This is a genomic window from Sphingopyxis bauzanensis, assembly GCF_002205675.1.
In the GTDB taxonomy this organism is placed as follows: domain Bacteria; phylum Pseudomonadota; class Alphaproteobacteria; order Sphingomonadales; family Sphingomonadaceae; genus Sphingopyxis; species Sphingopyxis bauzanensis.
Genome location: NZ_NISK01000001.1, coordinates 186,403 through 205,350, shown reverse-complemented (window position 1 = coordinate 205,350; position 18,948 = coordinate 186,403). Strand labels below are relative to the sequence as shown.

Annotated in this window: 15 protein-coding genes and 1 pseudogene; 4 read left to right on the top strand and 12 right to left on the bottom strand. The window is 62.6% G+C overall.

Going from position 1 to position 18,948, the window contains the following annotated elements:
* Positions 1-10: 10 nt before the first annotated feature.
* The 4 genes from CDQ92_RS00965 to CDQ92_RS00950 form a co-directional block, all read right to left on the bottom strand.
* Positions 11-868, bottom strand: coding sequence for a DUF817 domain-containing protein (locus CDQ92_RS00965; protein ID WP_088439267.1), 858 nt, complete (start codon positions 866-868; stop codon positions 11-13).
* Positions 861-1,667: a lipid II flippase Amj family protein gene (locus CDQ92_RS00960; protein ID WP_088439265.1), complete on the bottom strand. Its 807-nt coding sequence runs from the start codon at positions 1,665-1,667 to the stop codon at positions 861-863. Before CDQ92_RS00960 ends, CDQ92_RS00965 begins: the two co-directional genes overlap by 8 nt.
* Positions 1,668-1,811: 144 nt before the next feature.
* Positions 1,812-2,402, bottom strand: a complete 591-nt coding sequence (locus CDQ92_RS00955; protein WP_229667545.1) for a DUF2314 domain-containing protein — start codon at positions 2,400-2,402, stop codon at positions 1,812-1,814.
* Positions 2,403-2,409: 7 nt separating this feature from the next.
* A complete protein-coding gene (locus CDQ92_RS00950; protein ID WP_088439263.1) occupies positions 2,410-3,588 on the bottom strand; it encodes a vWA domain-containing protein in 1,179 nt (392 codons plus the stop codon).
* A gap of 258 nt (positions 3,589-3,846) precedes the next feature.
* Here CDQ92_RS00950 and CDQ92_RS00945 point away from each other — a divergent pair, with 258 nt between their 5' ends.
* The gene (locus tag CDQ92_RS00945) at positions 3,847-5,244 is read left to right on the top strand and encodes a methyl-accepting chemotaxis protein (RefSeq protein ID WP_088439261.1); all 1,398 of its coding nucleotides are present in this window, start codon (positions 3,847-3,849) and stop codon (positions 5,242-5,244) included.
* A gap of 124 nt (positions 5,245-5,368) precedes the next feature.
* Here CDQ92_RS00945 and CDQ92_RS00940 read toward each other — a convergent pair whose 3' ends face one another.
* From CDQ92_RS00940 to CDQ92_RS00915, 6 genes are all read right to left on the bottom strand, one after another.
* The gene (locus CDQ92_RS00940) at positions 5,369-6,214 is read right to left on the bottom strand and encodes an AAA family ATPase (protein ID WP_088439259.1); all 846 of its coding nucleotides are present in this window, start codon (positions 6,212-6,214) and stop codon (positions 5,369-5,371) included.
* 122 nt (positions 6,215-6,336) lie between these two features.
* Positions 6,337-7,008: a DUF6975 family protein gene (locus CDQ92_RS00935; protein WP_088439257.1), complete on the bottom strand. Its 672-nt coding sequence runs from the start codon at positions 7,006-7,008 to the stop codon at positions 6,337-6,339.
* A gap of 255 nt (positions 7,009-7,263) precedes the next feature.
* Positions 7,264-7,560 (bottom strand): PspC domain-containing protein, encoded by a 297-nt coding sequence (locus tag CDQ92_RS00930; protein WP_229667544.1) that lies wholly within the window; start codon positions 7,558-7,560, stop codon positions 7,264-7,266.
* Between the two features lie 488 nt (positions 7,561-8,048).
* Complete coding sequence (gene rpoD / locus CDQ92_RS00925) at positions 8,049-10,070, bottom strand: RNA polymerase sigma factor RpoD (protein WP_088439255.1); 2,022 nt, start codon at positions 10,068-10,070, stop codon at positions 8,049-8,051.
* Between the two features lie 31 nt (positions 10,071-10,101).
* Positions 10,102-12,924, bottom strand: coding sequence for a DNA primase (gene dnaG, locus CDQ92_RS21905; protein WP_088439253.1), 2,823 nt, complete (start codon positions 12,922-12,924; stop codon positions 10,102-10,104).
* A 55-nt stretch (positions 12,925-12,979) separates the two neighbouring features.
* The gene (locus CDQ92_RS00915) at positions 12,980-13,432 is read right to left on the bottom strand and encodes a GatB/YqeY domain-containing protein (RefSeq protein WP_088439251.1); all 453 of its coding nucleotides are present in this window, start codon (positions 13,430-13,432) and stop codon (positions 12,980-12,982) included.
* A gap of 131 nt (positions 13,433-13,563) precedes the next feature.
* On the opposite strand from CDQ92_RS00915, the gene carA reads away from it, so the two are divergent.
* Complete coding sequence (carA, locus tag CDQ92_RS00910; RefSeq protein ID WP_088439249.1) at positions 13,564-14,760, top strand: glutamine-hydrolyzing carbamoyl-phosphate synthase small subunit; 1,197 nt, start codon at positions 13,564-13,566, stop codon at positions 14,758-14,760.
* An 8-nt stretch (positions 14,761-14,768) separates the two neighbouring features.
* Positions 14,769-14,885, top strand: a pseudogene (locus CDQ92_RS22020) (carbamoyl phosphate synthase preATP-grasp domain-containing protein); the annotation flags it as partial.
* On the opposite strand, the gene CDQ92_RS00905 reads toward CDQ92_RS22020, so the two are convergent.
* Positions 14,869-15,336, bottom strand: a complete 468-nt coding sequence (locus CDQ92_RS00905; RefSeq protein WP_088439247.1) for a PIN domain-containing protein — start codon at positions 15,334-15,336, stop codon at positions 14,869-14,871. The pseudogene CDQ92_RS22020 and the gene CDQ92_RS00905 overlap by 17 nt on opposite strands.
* Positions 15,269-15,544 (bottom strand): FitA-like ribbon-helix-helix domain-containing protein, encoded by a 276-nt coding sequence (locus CDQ92_RS00900; RefSeq protein WP_237246105.1) that lies wholly within the window; start codon positions 15,542-15,544, stop codon positions 15,269-15,271. Before CDQ92_RS00900 ends, CDQ92_RS00905 begins: the two co-directional genes overlap by 68 nt.
* Positions 15,545-15,595: 51 nt before the next feature.
* On the opposite strand from CDQ92_RS00900, the gene carB reads away from it, so the two are divergent.
* Positions 15,596-18,931: a carbamoyl-phosphate synthase large subunit gene (carB, locus tag CDQ92_RS00895; protein ID WP_088439245.1), complete on the top strand. Its 3,336-nt coding sequence runs from the start codon at positions 15,596-15,598 to the stop codon at positions 18,929-18,931.
* Positions 18,932-18,948 lie beyond the last annotated feature (17 nt).

The window sequence follows — 18,948 nt, the reverse complement described above, 5'->3', positions numbered from 1 at the left end:
GGGGCAAAGATTAGAGGGAGGCGTCAGGTTTCCTCGGCCGTTGCACCAAACTGACCAGCACGAACGAGATGATCATCAGCAGATACCAGCTGCCGAGCTTTTCCAGCCCCACAATGTGCCACCCATTGTCCTGGCTGGGATAAGTCCAGGCCCGCGCAAATGTCCCGATATTCTCTGCAAGCCAGATGAACAGCGCGACCAGCCCCCAGCCGACAAGCAACGGCATGCCGCGGTGGACATGCAGCGGGCGGAACCACACCTGACAGCGCCAGAAGAGCAGCGCGGTCGCTGCGAACAGGAACCAGCGAATGTCGTACAACCAATGGTGCGCGAAGAAGTTGATGTAGATCGCGGCGGCGAGCGCATAGCTGGTCCAGACTGGCGGATAGCCCGTGTAGCGGAAATCGAAGATGCGCCAGACGCGCGCGATGTAGCTGCCGACCGCGGCATACATGAAGCCCGAGAACAGCGGTACCGCGCCGATGTGGAGCAGGCTCGCCTCGGGATATTGCCACGACCCCGCCGCGGTCTTGAACAATTCCATCACCGTGCCGACGATGTGAAAGATCAGGATGACGAGCGCCTCTTTCGGCGTTTCGAGCCGGAAGGCGAGCATCCCGAGCTGGATCAGCACCGCGCCGATGGTGATTGCGTCATAACGGTAGAGCGGCGCGTCGTCGGGCCAGAACAGATGCGTGCCGAGCAGCAGCGCGAGCATCAGCGCGCCGAACAGGCATGCCCAGCCTTGTTTGAAGCCGAAGACGAGAAATTCGAGAAACCAGCCGCGCGGTCCGGGCTCGACCGCCATCGCTTCCAGCCGCATCCGAACGGCGTGAAAGCGCGACTGGCCGCGTGGCGCGTCAGACATAGATCGCGACCCAGGCGATCAGCATTGCCGCAGGCAGCAGCAGCGCCTGCGCCAGGATCGTACCGGCGAGGCGGCTCAGCGAGATGAAAGTGATCGCGCGGCGGAACTCTGCCTCGTCGACTTTGCCCTCGACCGCGTCGTCGGTCATCACCGACAGTTGCGGGTCGATAAAGGCGAACAGCAGGATCGTCGCAAAGCCGTTGATCAGCGCCGACAGCTGCGATGCGGTGACGCGGAACTCGGGCGCCAGATAGCCAGCGTAGAGCGAGGCGACGACGCCGACCGCGAGCAGCGACTGCGCGAGGCAATTGGCGATCAGCACGCCCCAGCTGATCCCCTTGGGCATCTTCCAGCCCCTCAGGTGCGCGAAGCTTGGTAAGGTCAGCGACCGGCCCAGGGTGCGCAGTCCGCTTGGGCTTACCGCCTTGACCGCCAGCTTTGTCGTGGACCGGTTAGTCTGATACCAGCCGATCGCGGCCGCAAACATCCGCTGCCCCGTCGGCACCAGCAAGATGCCAATGAACGTCGCGACGCTCGCCGCGGCCAGTACCAGCTGCATGTCGATGAACAGCGACGCGCCGTTGCCGTCATGCAGCCGCGTTTCGATCCGCTTGGCGAGGAAAGGGCCGAGGAAGCTGTTCGACGTGCGCGAAAACAGCACCAGGATGTTGAACAGCGCGAACGACATCGCAATCCGCCGCGTCCGTACCCCTGCAATTCGCGCCGCATAAGCGAGTGCGCCGATCAGGTTGATGAACCCGGTGAGGAGCAGGATGGTGACAAGGGGAAGGTCGATCATCTGCGAGGGTTAGCGGGAGGGCCGGGCGAATTCGAGCGATTTCAATCGGTCGCAGAGAATTCTGTCGGCCCAAATCTGCCCGTAGCCCAATCGCGGAGAAACGCGCTGCCGACGGGCGCGTCAATCAGATGAAGCCAGCTGTCATCACGGTTCAGCACCTTGCCGATCGCAATGTAAGCTGAAGCTCGGATTGTTATACTCAGCGTCGGTCAGGCTGCGTGTGTCGCACCGAAAGCGCCAGCCGCTGTCGGGATAGGCATCGCCTTCGCCCGGCGGGTCGGGCTCTTGGCGATAAAGATACTCGACTTTGAGTCGGCCATCGAGAATTTGGTCATCGACGAAGCAGCGGTCCCAATATTCTCGCCGCGCGGGCGCGTTTGGAGGTGGGACGGCGCGATCCTCACTCCAGTCGATGTCGATGATGTGCCGACGGGCAAATGTCACGCGATCACCGGCCCTCAGCTGAGGCATGTCGAGAGGATCGTTGTCCAGCGTACCGGTCAACCATGCTCCGTCTGTCGCCGTCACGATGACCCACATCCGTTCTGCGCCCCATTCGCCGCTATCGGGAATCGATCGGAAAATCAGTTTGACGAGGTCGAAGGGCGATACCGCCAACAGCTCCTTTTCTAAGGGAAGATAGAAAGTATAGGGTACCTTCGCGGCGATCGCCCGCGGGTCTTCTATCTCATACCGTCCGAACCAGCCGCGCAGCCTGTCCCTGAATTTGCCCACGCCGCGCTCAATGCTTGCGCGTCAACTCGCGCATTGCATCGTCCAGCCCGGCAAGGCTGAGTGGATACATGCGGTCGTTCATCAGTTGCTTGATCAGCTTCACCGACTGCGTGTAGCCCCAATGCGGCTCCGGCACCGGGTTCAGCCACACCGCGGCGGGATAGACTTTGGTGATCCGCTGGAGCCAGACCGCGCCCGATTCCTCGTTGAAATGTTCGACGCTGCCGCCTGGATGCGTGATTTCATAGGCGCTCATCGACGCATCGCCGACGAAGATCACCTTATAATCATGGCCATATTTGTGGAGGATGTCCCACATCTGGTGGCGTTCGGACCAGCGGCGCTTGTTGTCCTTCCACACGCCTTCATAGGGGCAGTTGTGGAAATAGAAGAATTCGAGGTTCTTGAACTCGGTCGTCGCGGCGCTGAACAGTTCTTCGCACAGCTTGATGAACGGGTCCATCGACCCGCCGACGTCGAGGAACAGCAGCAGCTTGACCGCGTTGCGCCGCTCGGGGCGCATCCGGATGTCGAGCCAGCCCTGCCGCGCGGTGCCGTCGATCGTGCCCGGAATGTCGAGCTCGTCCGCGGCGCCCTCGCGCGCGAATTTGCGCAGGCGGCGCAGCGCAATCTTGATGTTGCGGGTGCCGAGTTCCTTGGTGTTGTCGAGGTTCTGGAACTCGCGCTTTTCCCACACTTTCAGCGCGCGCTTGTGCTTGCTCTCGCCGCCGATCCGCACGCCCTCGGGATTATAGCCCGAATTGCCGAAGGGCGAGGTGCCGCCGGTGCCGATCCACTTGCTGCCGCCCTCGTGGCGCTTCTGCTGTTCTTCGAGCCGCTCTTTCAGCGTCTCCATGATCTTGTCCCAGTCGCCGAGCGACTCGATCGCGGCCATTTCCTCGGGGGTCAGGAATTTCTCGGCAACCGCTTTCAACCAGTCGGCGGGGACATCGACCGGGTTCTGGCCGTAATCGGAGATGATGCCCTTGAAGACCTTGTTGAACACCTGGTCGAAACGGTCGAGCAGGCCTTCGTCCTTCACGTAAATCGCGCGGCTGAGGTAATAGAATTGTTCGGGGCTGCGGTCGATCACCTCGCGGTCGAGCGCCTCCAGCAGCATCAGATGCTCTTTCAGGCTGGCGGGAATGCCCGCGGCGCGAAGCTCGTCGAGAAAGCCGAAAAACATGGGGGAGGGGTAACGTGTCGCGACTTGCGGTGCAATCCCTTTACGTAAACGGAAAGCGGGCCTGGGGTTTCGGTGCGAGGGCAGGATTCGACCCCAGCGCGGTCTTCAGCGATCCTCCCCATCGATTTGCGGTGGGGAGGAGGCAGCCCGCAGGGCTGGCAAGGCAGCCTGCCCATAACCCGCCTGCTTGCCAACCATTGACCCCCTATTAACCATTCTCCGGCATGACCCGTCGATGTTCTTTGGGTGGGTGCGCGCATGAAATATGATCCGATCAATCCGGCTGCGCCGGTGCTTGACCAGTCGGTTGCGAGCGACTGCGGCGAATTGGCTGTGGGATGCAGTGAGGCCGCGGGGCGGATCAAGCGCGCGACCGACCAGATGGACCGTCAGGTCGACGAGCTCGGACGGCTTGAGGATTTTGTTGTCAGCCTGGAATCCGACCAGCGCCAGATTGCCGATTCGACCGATGAAGCTAAATTGCTGTCGGCGCGCGCGTGCGAACAGCTCGACGCTGGTGCCGAACGCGTTAATTCCGCGGTCACCGAATTTCGATCGGTCATCGACCTCGTCGCGCGGCTTGGCACGCACGTCACCAATTTCGCCGCGGTGATGGAGCAGGTGCAGCAGGTCAGCCAGTCGATTGAAGCGATCGCCAAGACCACCAACATGCTGGCGCTCAATGCCGCGATCGAGGCCGAGCGCGCCGGTGACGCCGGCCGCACCTTTGCTGTGGTTGCCGCCGAAGTAAAAAAGCTGGCGCAGAACACCCGCGGCGCAACCGACGAAATCCGCCGCAGCATCGGCAGCCTTGCCGCCGAAGCGAGCGGGCTGGTCACCGAAATTCAGGCCGGGGTCGAGCAATCGAGCCGCGCCGAAGCGCAGTTCGAAACGATCACCGACGCGCTGCACGACGCCACGCACCTCGTCGCCTTGCTCGACGATCAGAGCGACCGCATCGCGCAGTCGAGCGCGATGGTGCATGCCAACGGCGCCAAAGTCCGCGAGGCGGTCGACCGCGTCGTCGGGTCGGTACGCGACAATCTTTCGACGCTGGAAGATACCCGCACGTCGATCCTGTCGATGGAGCATGTGTCGAACCGCATGTTCAACGCGGTGATCTCGGCGGGGGTCAGCCCGCAGGATTCGGCGGTTGTCGAACTTGCCGCCAGGGTGCGCGACAAATTTGTCGGGATCGCCGAGCAGGCGATCGCGAATGGCGAGCTGACGATGGAGCAATTGTTCGACACCAATTATGTCCGCGTGCCGGGATCGAACCCCGAACGCTTCCGCACCACCTTGTGCGACTGGGCCGACATCAATTGGCGGCCGCTGTTTGACGATGTCGTCGCCGACAATTCCAATGTGAAGATGTCGTCGGGGGCAGACATGAATGGCTTTTTACCGACGCACATCACCGAATGTTCGCGTTCCCCGACCGGTGATGTGGCGCACGACACCGCCTATTGCCGCAACGGCCGTATCCTGTTCGACGACACCGACAAGGCGGCCAAACGCAGCAGCGCCCCGTTCTTCATGGCGGTCTATCGCCAGGAAGGCGATGGCACCAACTATGTCACGGTCCGCAACGTTTATACGCCGGTTGTGATCAATGGTCGGCGCTGGGGCGATGTGGAGGTCGCGTACCAACTTTAAAGCGTCTGAACGACGTTTACGCCCCGACCCGTTCGTATCGAGCGAAGTCGAGATACGTCCGGCACTCCGTTGGCATGTCTCGACTTTGCTCGACACAAACGGAGGTTAAGAGCGAAGGCGGGCTCTAGCTTCCCTGACGCCGCGCCATGAACGCCAGCTTTTCGAACAGCATCACATCCTGCTCATTTTTGAGCAGCGCACCGTGGAGCGGGGGGATCGCTTTGCCGACGTCGCGGTTCTGCAGCACTTCGAGCGGCATGTCTTCATTGAGCAGCAGCTTCAGCCAATCGATCAGCTCGCTGGTCGAGGGCTTTTTCTTCAGGCCCGGCACGTCGCGAACTTCGTAGAAGATGTCCATCGCGCGGCTGACCAGCGTCTTCTGGATGCCGGGGAAATGGACGTCGACGATCGCCGCCATCGTGTCGCGATCGGGGAATTTGATATAGTGGAAGAAACAGCGGCGCAGGAAAGCGTCGGGCAGTTCCTTTTCATTGTTCGACGTGATGACGACGATCGGGCGTTCCTTCGCGGTGATCGTCTCATCGGTTTCGTAAACATGGAACGCCATCCGATCGAGTTCTTGCAACAGGTCGTTCGGGAATTCGATGTCGGCCTTGTCGATCTCGTCGATCAACAGCACGGGCAGCTTGGGCGAGGTGAACGCCTCCCACAATTTGCCCTTGCGGATATAGTTGCGAATGTCGTGGACGCGCTCTTCGCCCAGCTGACCGTCGCGCAGGCGCGCAACCGCGTCATATTCATACAATCCTTGCTGCGCCTTGGTCGTCGACTTGATGTTCCAGGTGATCAGCGGCGCATCGAACGCTTTCGCGATTTCCTCGGCCAGCACGGTCTTGCCGGTGCCGGGCTCGCCCTTCACCAGCAGCGGGCGGCGCAGCAGCGTTGCGGCGTTGACCGCGACCTTCAGGTCGTCGGTGGCGATATAGGCGCTGGTTCCATCGAAACGCATGGGCTCGTCTTTCCCTTAACGTGAACGTCAATCAAGCGCGGGCATAGCGAGGGGAGGGAGAGGGTGCAAGCCGAAGGCGTCGCAAGATCTTCCCCGTCGCTGCGCGACAGGGAGGATTGGATTCAGCTAATCGCGCGGCTCGCCGCGCGCGCTGCCATCAGATCCCACAGTCCGCTGTGCTGGGTGATCAGCTGCTGGGCGCCGAACGTCATCGCGCGCTCGACCGCGGGGCTGCTAGCGACGGCCCCGGCAAGCCGCGCGGTCTCGCGCAGGTCGGGCAGGGTGCAGGTCGGCGGGGTCAAGTCGAGCCGCTGCGCGCTGATGTCGAGCAGAACGCGGATCGTCCGCCAGTCGAGCGTCAGCGCGATCGCGGCGCCGACGGCGCAGCCATGGCGATCCGATTCGGCGAGCATATCGATCGCCTTGCGCTGCGCGGCGACCGCGGCCTCGCATTGCGCCTGTCCCTGGGTGCTCGGCACCGGGCCGACCGCCGAAGCGATTTTGGTCAGAAAGGCGCGTTCCTGAACAAAGGCGTCGGCGGCTTCCTCCATCCATTGACGCGATGCCCGATCGACCGCTTTGCGCGCGGCGCTGTCGATGACGCCGGGGTGGCGGCCGTGGAGCAGACATAGGAAATGGACGGCGTCGGCCAGGTTGCGCATCGCGTCCGACCCGCTCGACAGCGCGCCGGCGCGAACATGCGGATGCGCGCCGGTGCCGCCGCTGGCGACCAGCGAATCGAGCATTTCGGCGACGCCGCGCGGCTGCAGCAGGGGCTGGGTCAACTGGCTCAACGCTTGTTCCTCGCCTATGGCGCGGGCCGCGAGGCCAGGCCGGTGGACTATCAACAGTCGGTCATAGGGCAACGTCGTAAACGCCACGTTTATGCGCGGGCGGAGATTTGTACCGGTGCTGTTTCACTCAGGGACAAACGCAAAAGGACCGGCAAGCCCCGGGGGAAGCTTGCCGGTCCTGTCGATGGCGCCGGTTCGACGTCATCTGCGCGGGAAGGCCGGACCCGGGGAGAGGGATTGTCCGGCCAGTGCCGCTTAAGCTGCGAGTGCGAACTCGGCAGGCTTTTCGGTGACCTGCACAGTGCCTTCGACCGTGGTCAATGCCGGGGCTGCGGTTGCATTGGCTTTGACCGGGAAGAGCAGGCGCGAGGTGAGCACGACGCCGCCAAGGGCGAAATAGCCGATGAAAGCCTGCACCGGGAAAAAGAAGATCGGCGCGACAAAGGCGAGGCGCAGCCAGAGCGGGTTAAAGCCAAAATCCTGGCCCACGGCCTCGCAGATACCGAAAAACGTATCGCGGCGGTTGAAAAGGTTGGTGGTTTCGGTTTCCATCTTTTTGTCTTTCCCTTGGGCTGCGAGCACTGACCCGCGCCGATGCCGGATGCATCGCAAAGGCCGTGCCAATTTTAGCAATCCCCCGAATATCCGAGCTTTATGGGGTCGGTCGCGCTGAACCGCCCGCTCTGGACCGTGAACTCATTCCCATTGGTTGGGAATGATTGCCATTTGATGGGTGGCGCCTGAACCTTTGATGAAGCGCGCCGCACCGCGACAACGGCTATCTGGCGTTGAAATATGAAGATTTAAAGAGGATCAGGCAAAATATTTGTGCGGTGCAGCATTGGCGCGGAGCTGCGGGAGGGAACCCTCTGCGCGTCAGCCGCCGGTTCGGATGACGAATGGCGGGAAACAATCAGAACGCGACATCTCGTCTCACCTCCCTTCCACGGAGGGGAACGTCTCAATACCAACCAAAATCCGAAAAAAAGGGCGGCCCGTTGCCGGACCGCCCCTGGAAAATCTTCCCTCTCGATTCGCGCTTACTGGTCGAGGAACGACCGCATCTTGCGCGACCGCGACGGGTGCTTCAGCTTCCGGAGCGCCTTTGCTTCGATCTGGCGGATGCGTTCGCGCGTCACGCTGAACTGCTGCCCGACTTCCTCCAGCGTATGGTCGGTGTTCATCCCGATGCCGAAGCGCATGCGCAGCACACGCTCCTCACGCGGGGTAAGCGAGGCGAGAACGCGGGTGACCGTTTCTTTCAGGTTCGACTGCACCGCGGCATCGACCGGAATGACCGCATTCTTGTCCTCGATGAAATCGCCCAGATGCGAATCTTCCTCGTCGCCGATCGGCGTTTCGAGGGAGATCGGCTCCTTGGCGATCTTCATCACCTTGCGGACCTTTTCGAGCGGCATCGACAGGCGCTCGGCCATTTCCTCGGGGGTCGGCTCGCGGCCGCTTTCATGCAGGAACTGGCGGCTGCAGCGGACCAGCTTGTTGATCGTCTCGATCATATGGACCGGGATGCGGATCGTGCGTGCCTGATCGGCGATCGAGCGGGTGATCGCCTGACGGATCCACCAGGTCGCATAGGTGCTGAACTTGTAACCGCGGCGATATTCGAATTTATCGACCGCCTTCATCAGGCCGATATTGCCTTCCTGGATAAGATCCAGGAACTGCAGGCCGCGGTTGGTGTATTTCTTGGCGATCGAGATCACCAGGCGCAGGTTCGCTTCAACCATTTCCTTCTTGGCGATCCGCGCTTCGCGCTCGCCTTTCTGGACCATGTTCACGACGCGGCGGAATTCGGTCAGGCTCATGCCTGCGGCTTGCGCGATTTCTGAAATCTCGATGCGGATACGGTCGACCGCGCCGGCTTCGTTCTCGGCGAAGGCGGCCCATTTCTTGTCGAGACCGCTGACGCTCTCGATCCAATTCTCTTCCAGCTCGCGCCCGACATAATTGTCGAGGAACGCCTTGCGCGGCACCTTGTGGCGTTCGGCAAGACGCAGCATCTGACCGCCGAGCGCAGTCAGGCGACGGTTATAGCTGTACAGCTGGTCGACCAGATATTCGATCTTGGTGTTGTGAAACTGCACGCTCTCGACCTGCGCGGTGAGCTCCTCGCGCAGCTTGTGATATTTCTTTTCCGACACCGCGGGGAATTCGCCCGCGGTCGACAGCGCGTCGAGCCGCGTTTCCTGCAGTTTCGAAAAGGCTTTGAAGCTTTTGGTGATGTTGGCGAATTTCTCGAGCGCGTCGGGCTTGAGCAATTCTTCCATTGCCGCGAGGCTGAGCGTATTGTCTTCCTCGTCCTCGTCGAACGTCTCGCGCTTGCCCGACGAGCTTTCGCCGTCCTCGTCGTCGCTTTCAGCAGCAGGTTCTTCCTCAACCTCGTCCTCGTCCTTGAACGAAACGCCGGCAGTCTTTTCGCTGATCTCGCCGTTGTCTTCGGCGCCTTCTTCTTCCAGATTTTCGGGCGCGGGGTCTTTCGACAGCATCGCTTCGAGATCGACGATCTCGCGCAGCTGCATGTCACCATTGTTCAGCGCGGTCGACCAGTCGATGATCGCGTTGAAGGTCAGCGGGCTTTCGCACAGCCCCAGGATCATCGTGTCGCGGCCGGCCTCGATGCGCTTGGCAATCGCGATTTCGCCTTCGCGCGACAGCAGCTCGACCGCGCCCATTTCGCGCAGGTACATGCGAACGGGATCGTCGGTGCGATCGACCGTTTCCTTCTTCTTTTCGATTGCCGGGTTCGACACCGAACCGGTACCGGCGCTGACATCGACTTCGTCGTCGGGTTCGGCGTCGGCCTCTTCCTGCACATCCTCGTCGCTTTCGACGATGTTGATGCCCATGTCGGAAATCGCCGACATGATGTCCTCGATCTGCTCGGACGACATTTCGTCCTGCGGCAGCGCCGCGTTCAGCTCGTCATAGGTCAAATACCCGCGCTTCTTGCCGCGCGCGATCAGCTTTTTGACGTCGGCCTCGTTCAGGTCGATCAGCGGGCCGTCGGTGTCGGTTTCGGTTTCGGTGTTCTTGGTGGCCATATTTGTTCCTGCCAAAGGGGCAATCAGTGGGTCAGCCCGGGCTGCTGTCGGACAGCGCGGCCAGGCGGCGGGTCAATTCCTCGTCCATCGCGCGCAGCTTTTGCTGCCGCGCATGGCCTTCGTCGTCCATCGTGCGCATGTAATCCGCGGTGGCTTCGGCAAGCCGGGTGCGAATTTCCGGCTGGGTCACCAGCACGCCGATATATTCATCCAGGTCGCGAAGCGCGGTTTCCCGCGCTGCATCAACCTCTTCGCCGTCAAGCCTGCGATTGAACGAGAAGTGCATTCCGTCGGCTCTGAGCAATGTCGTCGCCCTATTATACACTTTCATTGGCTCCAATATGGCAAGCAACCCCTCGCAATCAAGCCCTTCGTCGCCGCTCGCGCTGTCAAGCATGACGCGGAGCAGTTCGGCGTCGCTGGAATCGGCGACCGCGAGCCGCGTGAGTGCCTCTTCGTGGCGCCGGATCGCCGCGGGATAACGAAGCAATCCGGCGATCAACGCCGCCGCATAATGGCCGCCGATGCCGATCTTGCCGATCGATCGTGCTTCATCGACCGGTGGCTGGAGCCGGGGGTCGGGACCGAAGCGGCGATTGCCGCCGCGCTGCGGTTGCGGCGCCCAGGGCACGCGAGGGGTCCGCTCGGGCTGTTTGCGCGCGAACAGCGTGTCGAGCCGCTCGCGAAAGGCCTCGCGATAATGGTGGCGCACATCGGCATCCTCGATCGCGTCGGCATGGGCGAGCAGCCGGGTCTTGAGCGCGGCGCGCTCCTCGGGCGTCGCCAGCGGCCCCGCCGCGATCTCATGCGCCCACAGGCGCTCGACCAGTGGCTGGGCTTCGTCGAGTAGCGCAGTGAAGCCGTCGGCGCCGCGGGCGCGGACGATGTCGTCTGGATCCTGCCCGGGTGGGAGGATCGCGAAAGCAAGGCTGAAGCCCGGACGCAGCAGCGGCAGTGCGCGCATCGCGGCGCGCATCGCCGCCTTCTGCCCCGCCGCATCGCCGTCGAAACACAGCACCGGCACCGGCACCATCCGCCAGATCAGCCCGAGCTGCGCCTCGGTCAGCGCGGTACCGAGAGGCGCGACCGCATCGGCGATCCCCGCCTCGGCGAGCGCGATGACGTCCATATAGCCTTCGACGACGATGATCCGGTTTGTCTGCCGCGAAGCCGGGCTGGCCTTATCGATATTGTAAAGGACGCGCCCCTTGTCGAAGAGCGGCGTGTCGGGCGAGTTCAGATATTTGGGCTCACCATCACCCAGGATGCGGCCGCCGAACGCAATCACGCGCCCGCGCGCATCGCGGATCGGGATCATCAGCCGGCCGCGGAAGCGGTCGTAAGGCTCTTTGTCGTCGACCGCGATCAGCATCCCCGATTCGACGAGCATCGCGGTCGGGAATTTCTTGAGGGCTTCCTTCAGCGCGCTGCGGCTGTCAGGCGCGAGCCCGAAACCAAAGGCGCGCTGCGTCGGGTCGGATATGCCGCGCTTCGCCAGATAGTCGCGCGCCGGGGCGCCGTTGCTGCTGTCGAGCTGCTGGGTGAACCAGTCGGCCGCGGCCTGCACAACATCGCGCAGGCTCGCCGCCTCTTCGGCTTTTTTCGCGGCGCGCGGATCGGCGGCGGGAACCTCCATCCCCGCCTCGGCGGCGAGCTCCTTGACTGCATCCATGAACGACAGCCCGCGCTGGTCGGTCATCCAGCGAATCGCATCGCCATGCGCGCTGCAACCGAAGCAATTGCCGGTCAGAATATTGTCGTCGAGCGCGAAAGCGTGATGGCGCGGGACTTCGGCACAATAGACGGTTTCGATCCGATTGCTGGGTTCCACCGACCGGACGACCCAGCGCAGGCGATCGAACTTCTTCGTTTGCGTTGCAAAACGTTCGCGCGCGGTTGGCAGCAGAAAGAGATTTTCTGACAGCGTCGAGGCCACGAAGTGGATTCGATGCAGCGCGCTCGGCTCGTTGGCATAGCCTTTGCGCATCAGGGTGGTGCGCCCATAGGTTGCAATACCCAGCTTCGTCGCAACGTCGCGGACGGCCTCGAGATTCTCGGCGCTTGCCGAATTTAGGATCACGGTTCCGTCTTTTGCCACATGGCCGTCGGCGGCCAGATACCCGGCAAGAAAGCCGAGCAGGTAGGCGGGTGGGCGGTCGTTTCCGGGCAATTGCTTCATATGGGAGAACGCGCGCCCGCCGTAGATCCGCAGATAAAGCCCACCGCCCTTACGTTTCTGGGCATGATGTTCTTGGTCGGGAAACCAGTGGCGCAGTTGGGCATCCCTTTCGCCGTGCAGGTTCAACGTACCAAATGCGCCTTTGTCCATGCTGCCGTCGCTGAAAACGATGCCATGTCGGACGCCTTCGGGATCGAGCGACCAATCGGACCGTGGTGACGGCAAGACCGATTCAAGCGCGTGGCCGGGGCGCAGTTCGTCGGTCGTATAGGTCCGAGCCCGATCATGCACGAACCAGCGGTGACCGGATGTGGCATGGATTTCCTTGGCGACGCCATTTCGCGAGAGGCTGATTTTCCAGAGCCGCTGTTCGCCGTAGGATTTGAATGGCGCCTCAATCCATTCGCCGCCACGCGACAGGATCCGGACGGTTTTGCCAGAAAGATCCGCGATCGGCGCTCGACCGTTTTCGGTGATGACCAAGGTTTCCGGGGCCAGGCAGTGGTAGAACCCCTTCTCGTCGTTGATCGTGAAGCTGGGGGTCTTCTCGTTATGGAAGGGGCAGCAGGCCTTGTACTCGCGCCCCGCGCGGGTGACCTTCACCGTCCGCCCGATGAGGGTCGACAGCGTGACGCGCGATCGTAATTCGTCCAGCCATTGCGGGGTGAGGGTCATATCCTCGATATGCCTCTACCGGCACCCGCCCGCAAGCAGGCGGGAGGGGTGTGTCTCAGGACAAAGCCGCCTTCACCCACCCGCTCGCCTTGCTCATATCCAGCTCGGACCCATGGCGTTCCTTCACCGCCGCCATCACCTTGCCCATATCCCTCAGGCTCTCCGCGCCCAGCTCCGCCGCAATCGCCTTGATCGCCGCCTGCGCCTCATCGTCGCTCAGCTGAGCGGGCAGGAAATCCTCGATCACGACGACCTCGGCCGCCTCGATATCGGCCAGTTCCTGCCGCCCGCCCTGTTCGTACATGGCAATCGACTCGCGGCGCTGCTTGACCATTTTCTGCAGCACGTCGGTGACCAGCACATCGTCGTCGGCCGGCGCGGTGCCGGTGCGCAGTTCGATGTCCTTGTCCTTGATCTTGGCCAGCATCAGCCGGATGGTGCCGAGCCGCGCCTTGTCGCCGGCTTTCATCGCAGCGACCTGCGCAGCCTTGATGTCATCACGAATCATACGTGTCCCCATGCGCTGCAAATTTCGGAAAGGCCCTCTCTAGCGCCAAGATTCCAAATTCGATAGCTTGTGAATCACTTTTTTGCTGCCTACTTGATCGGCCGTTTAGCCCCCCGTCCGGAGCATGTTGAATGGCACCTGCCAACCCCTCTGCCGCGCCTGAAACCCCGCCTGCGGGCGCGACCGGCGTCCTCGTTCTTGCCGACGGCACCGTCCTGTGGGGCGTCGGTTATGGCGCGAGCGGCGCGGGTGTGGGCGAGATTTGTTTCAACACCGCGATGACCGGCTATCAGGAAATCCTGACCGATCCGAGCTATGCGGGCCAGATCATCACCTTCACCTTTCCGCACATCGGCAATGTCGGCGCGAACCCCGACGATATGGAGCGCGACAAGCGCGCCGCGATCGGGTGCATCACCCGCGAGCTGCCGACCGCGCCCAGCAATTTCCGCAGCGTCCAGACCTTGCCCGAATGGATGGCGGCGCAGGGACTGATCGGGCTCGCCGGCATCGACACCCGCGCGCTGACCCGCCGCATCCGCGATGGGGGTGCGCCGACCGGCGTCGTCGCGCACAGCCGCGAGGGCAAGTTCGACCTCGATAAGCTGTTGATGCTGGCGCAGGGCTGGCCGGGGCTGGAGGGCATGGACCTCGCCAAGACAGTCACCCGCGAGCGGCAGGGTGCGTGGGATGCCGGGGTTTGGCATCTCGGTTCGGGCTATGACGTGTCGGAGCACAAGCGTGCGAGCGATGCCGCGCCGCACGTCGTCGCCATCGATTACGGCGCCAAAGACAATATTTTCCGCAACCTGGTCAAGGCCGGCGCGCGCGTCACCGTGGTGCCTGCCAAGACCAGCCTCGAAGAGATCGTCGCGCTGCGCCCCGCGGGGGCGTTCCTGTCGAACGGCCCCGGCGATCCGGCGGCGACGGGCGATTATGCGGTGCCGGTGATCAAGGGGCTGCTCGAACGCAATGTCCCGATCTTTGGCATCTGCCTCGGCCACCAGCTGCTCGCGCTGGCCGCAGGGGCGAAGACGGTGAAGATGCATCAGGGCCATCGCGGCGCGAACCATCCGGTGCAGCGCGTCGGAGGCGATTTTGGCGACGGCGTGGTCGAGATCACCAGTATGAACCACGGCTTCGCGGTTGACGCATCGACGCTGCCGGGCGGCGTGGTCGAGACGCACAAAAGTCTGTTCGACGGATCGAACTGCGGCATCGCGATTACGGGGAAGAATGCGTTTTCGGTGCAATATCACCCCGAGGCGAGTCCGGGGCCGCAGGATAGTTTCTATCTGTTCGAGAAATTTGTGGGTGGGCTGAAGTGAACTCTGAGATGCCAAAAAGAGCCGACATCCAATCGATCCTCGTCATCGGCGCCGGCCCGATCGTTATCGGTCAGGCGTGCGAGTTCGACTACTCGGGGATGCGGGCGATCAGGGCTGCCAAGGATTGATGATGGTGGCGCCCGTTCTTCCCATGTCTGACAGGTTGCGCGTGACGAGTGGCATGTCCGCGGCGATGGCTTGCGCGGCGATGAGCATATCGAGTTCAGCAATCAGCGTCCCTGCTGCGGCAAGCCGGGCCTTGACGTGGGCATATGCCTGGGCGGCGCTGGCGTCGAAGTTGAGGGTTCGTTCCTCCAACCGGAACGTAAGATCGTCAAACCAGATAACGAGCCGCTCGCGTCGCGCCGCATCGGTCAACCGCGCAATGCCATATCGCACTTCCCCAAGAACAAGGGCCGACAGCCAAGCGTCTTCGAAATGGTGCGATATGAAATCATTGACGCTCTGGTCCGGACGCGGTTTCGACAATTCGCTCCAGACGTTGGTGTCAATCAGCACCGAAGATATCCCGATCAGGGTCAATGGTTCGCTCGGGCAAGTCGAGTTCGGCGCCATTCGCGACCTTGACCAGATGCTCGACAAACTCCCGCCCGCTCATCGCCCGAATGCGCGCGGCGCGTTCGTCTTGCCGGTGGGCATAGGTTCGCTCGAGCAGCGCGCGCAGTTCGGCCTCCAGCGACCGTCCATTCGCCGCCGCAGCCAGCCGCGCATTGTGTTTGATCGTGTCGTCCAGATTCCGGATCGTCACCGCACCCATCACCATTCTCCTGTGATTGCAATGCAATCAATGTATGCAACGATAGCGAAATAGACAATGCCCAAGAGAACCGACATCCAATCCATCCTCGTCATCGGCGCCGGCCCGATCGTTATCGGTCAGGCGTGCGAGTTCGATTATTCGGGGACGCAGGCGATCAAGGCGTTGAAGGAGGAGGGCTATCGCGTCGTCCTCGTCAACTCCAACCCGGCGACGATCATGACCGATCCCGACCTCGCCGACGCCACTTATGTGGAGCCGATTACGCCCGAGATCGTCGCGAAGATCATCGCGAAAGAGACCGCGCTGAATCCCGGCGGCTGGGCCGTGCTGCCGACTATGGGCGGGCAGACCGCGCTCAACACCGCGCTCGCGTTATTCAACGATGGCACCTTGACCAAATATGGCGTCGAGATGATCGGCGCCGATGCCGAGGCGATCGACAAGGCCGAGGACCGGATCAAGTTCCGCGACGCGATGACGAAGATCGGCCTCGAAAGCGCGCGCTCGGGTATTGCGCATACTTTGGACGAGGCGCTCGCGGTGCTCGAACGCACCGGCCTGCCGTCGATCATCCGCCCGTCGTTCACGCTGGGCGGCACCGGCGGCGGCATCGCGTATAACCGCGAGGAGTTCGAACATATCGTCCGCGGCGGCCTGATCGCCTCGCCGACCACCGAAGTCCTGATCGAGGAATCGCTCCTCGGCTGGAAAGAGTATGAGATGGAGGTGGTGCGCGACCGCAAGGACAATTGCATTATCATCTGCTCGATCGAAAATGTCGATCCAATGGGCGTCCACACCGGCGACAGCATCACCGTCGCCCCGGCGCTGACGCTGACCGACAAGGAATATCAGATCATGCGCAACGCGAGCATCGCGTGCCTGCGTGAGATCGGGGTCGAAACCGGCGGGTCGAACGTCCAGTTCGCGGTGAACCCCAAGGACGGCCGCCTGATCGTGATCGAGATGAACCCGCGCGTGTCGCGCTCGTCGGCGCTCGCGTCGAAGGCTACGGGCTTTCCGATCGCCAAGGTCGCGGCCAAGCTTGCGGTCGGTTACACGCTCGACGAGATCATGAACGACATCACCGGGGTCACCCCGGCATCGTTCGAACCGACGATCGACTATGTCGTAACCAAGATTCCGCGCTTCGCCTTCGAGAAATTCAAGGGCGCCGAGGCGGTGCTGTCGACCGCGATGAAGTCGGTCGGCGAGGTCATGGCGATCGGCCGCAATATCCACGAGTCTCTGCAGAAGGCGCTGCGCGGGCTGGAGACCGGCCTGTCGGGCTTCAACTTCGTCGACCGCCTCAAGGGCGCGAGCCACGATCAGCTGCGCAGCGAACTCGCCAAGGCGACCCCGGACCGGCTTCTCAACGCTGCGCAGGCGATCCGCGAGGGGCTGCCGCTCAGCGAAATCAACCGCATCGCGGGCTACGACATGTGGTTCCTCGAACGCATCGAGGAAATCGTCGAGGCCGAAAAGCAAGTGTGCCGCAACGGCCTGCCGCGCGATGCCGAGGGGCTGCGCAAGCTCAAAGCGATGGGCTTTTCGGACAAGCGCCTCGCCTATCTGGCACTCCAGTCGGCGAATTTGCAACCCGGCACCCGCCGCGCGACGGCGCGCGGCAGCGGGCTGATCCACGAAGCGGTCAAGGCGATGACCGGCGGCGTGACCGAGATGGAGGTGCGCAAGCTCCGCCACAAACTCGGCGTGCGCCCAGTGTTCAAGACGATCGACACCTGCGCCGCCGAATTCGCGGCGCAAACCCCCTATCTCTATTCGACCTACGAAGCCCCGACCTTTGGCGAGCCCGAATGCGAGGCGAACCCCAGCGACCGCAAGAAAATCGTCATCCTCGGCGGTGGTCCGAACCGGATCGGGCAGGGGATCGAGTTCGACTATTGCTGCTGCCACGCCTGCTTCGCATTGGAAGAGGCAGGCTATGAAACGATCATGATCAACTGCAACCCGGAAACGGTGAGCACCGATTATGATACCTCGGACCGCCTCTATTTCGAGCCGTTGACCGCCGAGGATGTGCTCGAAATCCTGCACGTCGAGCAACAGAACGGCACGCTCGTCGGCGTGATTGTCCAGTTCGGCGGGCAGACACCGCTGAAGCTGGCGCAGGCCTTGTCCGACGCGGGCATCCCGATCCTCGGCACCTCGCCCGACGCGATCGACCTCGCCGAAGATCGCGAGCGCTTTGCGGCGCTGGTCAACAAGCTCGGCCTCAAGCAGCCCGAAAATGGCATCGCGCGCAGCCGCGAGGAAGCGATCGCGGTCGCGACGCGCATCGGCTACCCGGTGCTGACGCGCCCGTCTTATGTGCTCGGCGGCCGCGCGATGGAGATCGTCGACGATCAGGCGCAGCTCGAAAATTACATCGAGACCGCCGTACAGGTGTCGGGCGATTCGCCGGTGCTCATCGACCGCTATCTGCGCGATGCGATCGAAGTCGATGTCGACGCGCTGTGCGACGGCACCGACGTCGTCGTCGCGGGGGTACTCCAGCATATCGAGGAAGCCGGGGTCCATTCAGGCGACAGCGCCTGCTCGATCCCGCCGTACAGCCTGTCGCCCGTGATCATCGCCGAGATCGAGCGTCAGACCGAACTGCTCGCGCGCGCGCTCGAAGTCCGCGGCCTCATGAACATCCAGTTCGCGGTCAAGGGCGACGAGGTTTACCTGATCGAGGTCAACCCGCGCGCCAGCCGCACCGTGCCTTTTGTCGCCAAGGCCGTCGGCTCGCCGATCGCCAAGATCGCGGCGCGCGTGATGGCGGGCGAAAAGCTCGCTGACCTGCCGAAGATCAACCGCGACATCAAACATGTCGCGGTGAAGGAAGCGGTGTTCCCCTTCGCGCGCTTCCCCGGCACCGACCCGGTGCTGTCGCCCGAGATGAAGTCCACCGGCGAAGTCATGGGAATCGATCGCAATTTCAATCTGGCCTTTGCGAAAGCGCAGCTCGGCGCGGGTGACCGGCTGCCGACCGATGGCCGCGTCTTTGTGTCGGTCAAGGACAGCGACAAGCCGCGCATCATCGGCGCGGTGAAGCAGCTGGCGGCCTGGGGCTGGAAGGTGATCGCGACCGGCGGCACCGCCGATTATCTGGCGGGCGAGGGGATCAACGTCGAGCGGGTCAACAAGGTCGCCGAAGGCCGCCCGCATATCGTCGACCGGATCAAGGACGGCGATGTGCAGCTAATCTTCAACACCACCGAAGGCTGGCAGTCGCTACAGGATTCGCAGTCGATCCGCGCCTCGGCGCTGGCCGGCGACGTCGCTTATTACACCACGGCGGCGGGCAGCGATGCAGCCACGCACGCGATCGGCGCGTTGCGTTCGCACTCTCTTGAAGTAAAGCCGCTTCAAGACTATTATTGAAGGACCGCTCCACCCCC

Coding starts and splice junctions, on each gene's coding strand:
- CDQ92_RS00945 (WP_088439261.1), top strand. CDS start 3,847: ATGAAATATGATCCGATCAATCCGGCTGCGCCGGTGCTTGACCAGTCG.
- carB (WP_088439245.1), top strand. CDS start 15,596: ATGCCCAAGAGAACCGACATCCAATCCATCCTCGTCATCGGCGCCGGC.
- CDQ92_RS00950 (WP_088439263.1), bottom strand. CDS start 3,588: ATGTTTTTCGGCTTTCTCGACGAGCTTCGCGCCGCGGGCATTCCCGCC.
- CDQ92_RS00905 (WP_088439247.1), bottom strand. CDS start 15,336: ATGGCGCCGAACTCGACTTGCCCGAGCGAACCATTGACCCTGATCGGG.
- carA (WP_088439249.1), top strand. CDS start 13,564: ATGGCACCTGCCAACCCCTCTGCCGCGCCTGAAACCCCGCCTGCGGGC.
- CDQ92_RS00900 (WP_237246105.1), bottom strand. CDS start 15,544: ATGGTGATGGGTGCGGTGACGATCCGGAATCTGGACGACACGATCAAA.
- CDQ92_RS00965 (WP_088439267.1), bottom strand. CDS start 868: ATGTCTGACGCGCCACGCGGCCAGTCGCGCTTTCACGCCGTTCGGATG.
- CDQ92_RS00930 (WP_229667544.1), bottom strand. CDS start 7,560: ATGGAAACCGAAACCACCAACCTTTTCAACCGCCGCGATACGTTTTTC.
- CDQ92_RS00960 (WP_088439265.1), bottom strand. CDS start 1,667: ATGATCGACCTTCCCCTTGTCACCATCCTGCTCCTCACCGGGTTCATC.
- rpoD (WP_088439255.1), bottom strand. CDS start 10,070: ATGGCCACCAAGAACACCGAAACCGAAACCGACACCGACGGCCCGCTG.
- dnaG (WP_088439253.1), bottom strand. CDS start 12,924: ATGACCCTCACCCCGCAATGGCTGGACGAATTACGATCGCGCGTCACG.
- CDQ92_RS00915 (WP_088439251.1), bottom strand. CDS start 13,432: ATGATTCGTGATGACATCAAGGCTGCGCAGGTCGCTGCGATGAAAGCC.
- CDQ92_RS00940 (WP_088439259.1), bottom strand. CDS start 6,214: ATGCGTTTCGATGGAACCAGCGCCTATATCGCCACCGACGACCTGAAG.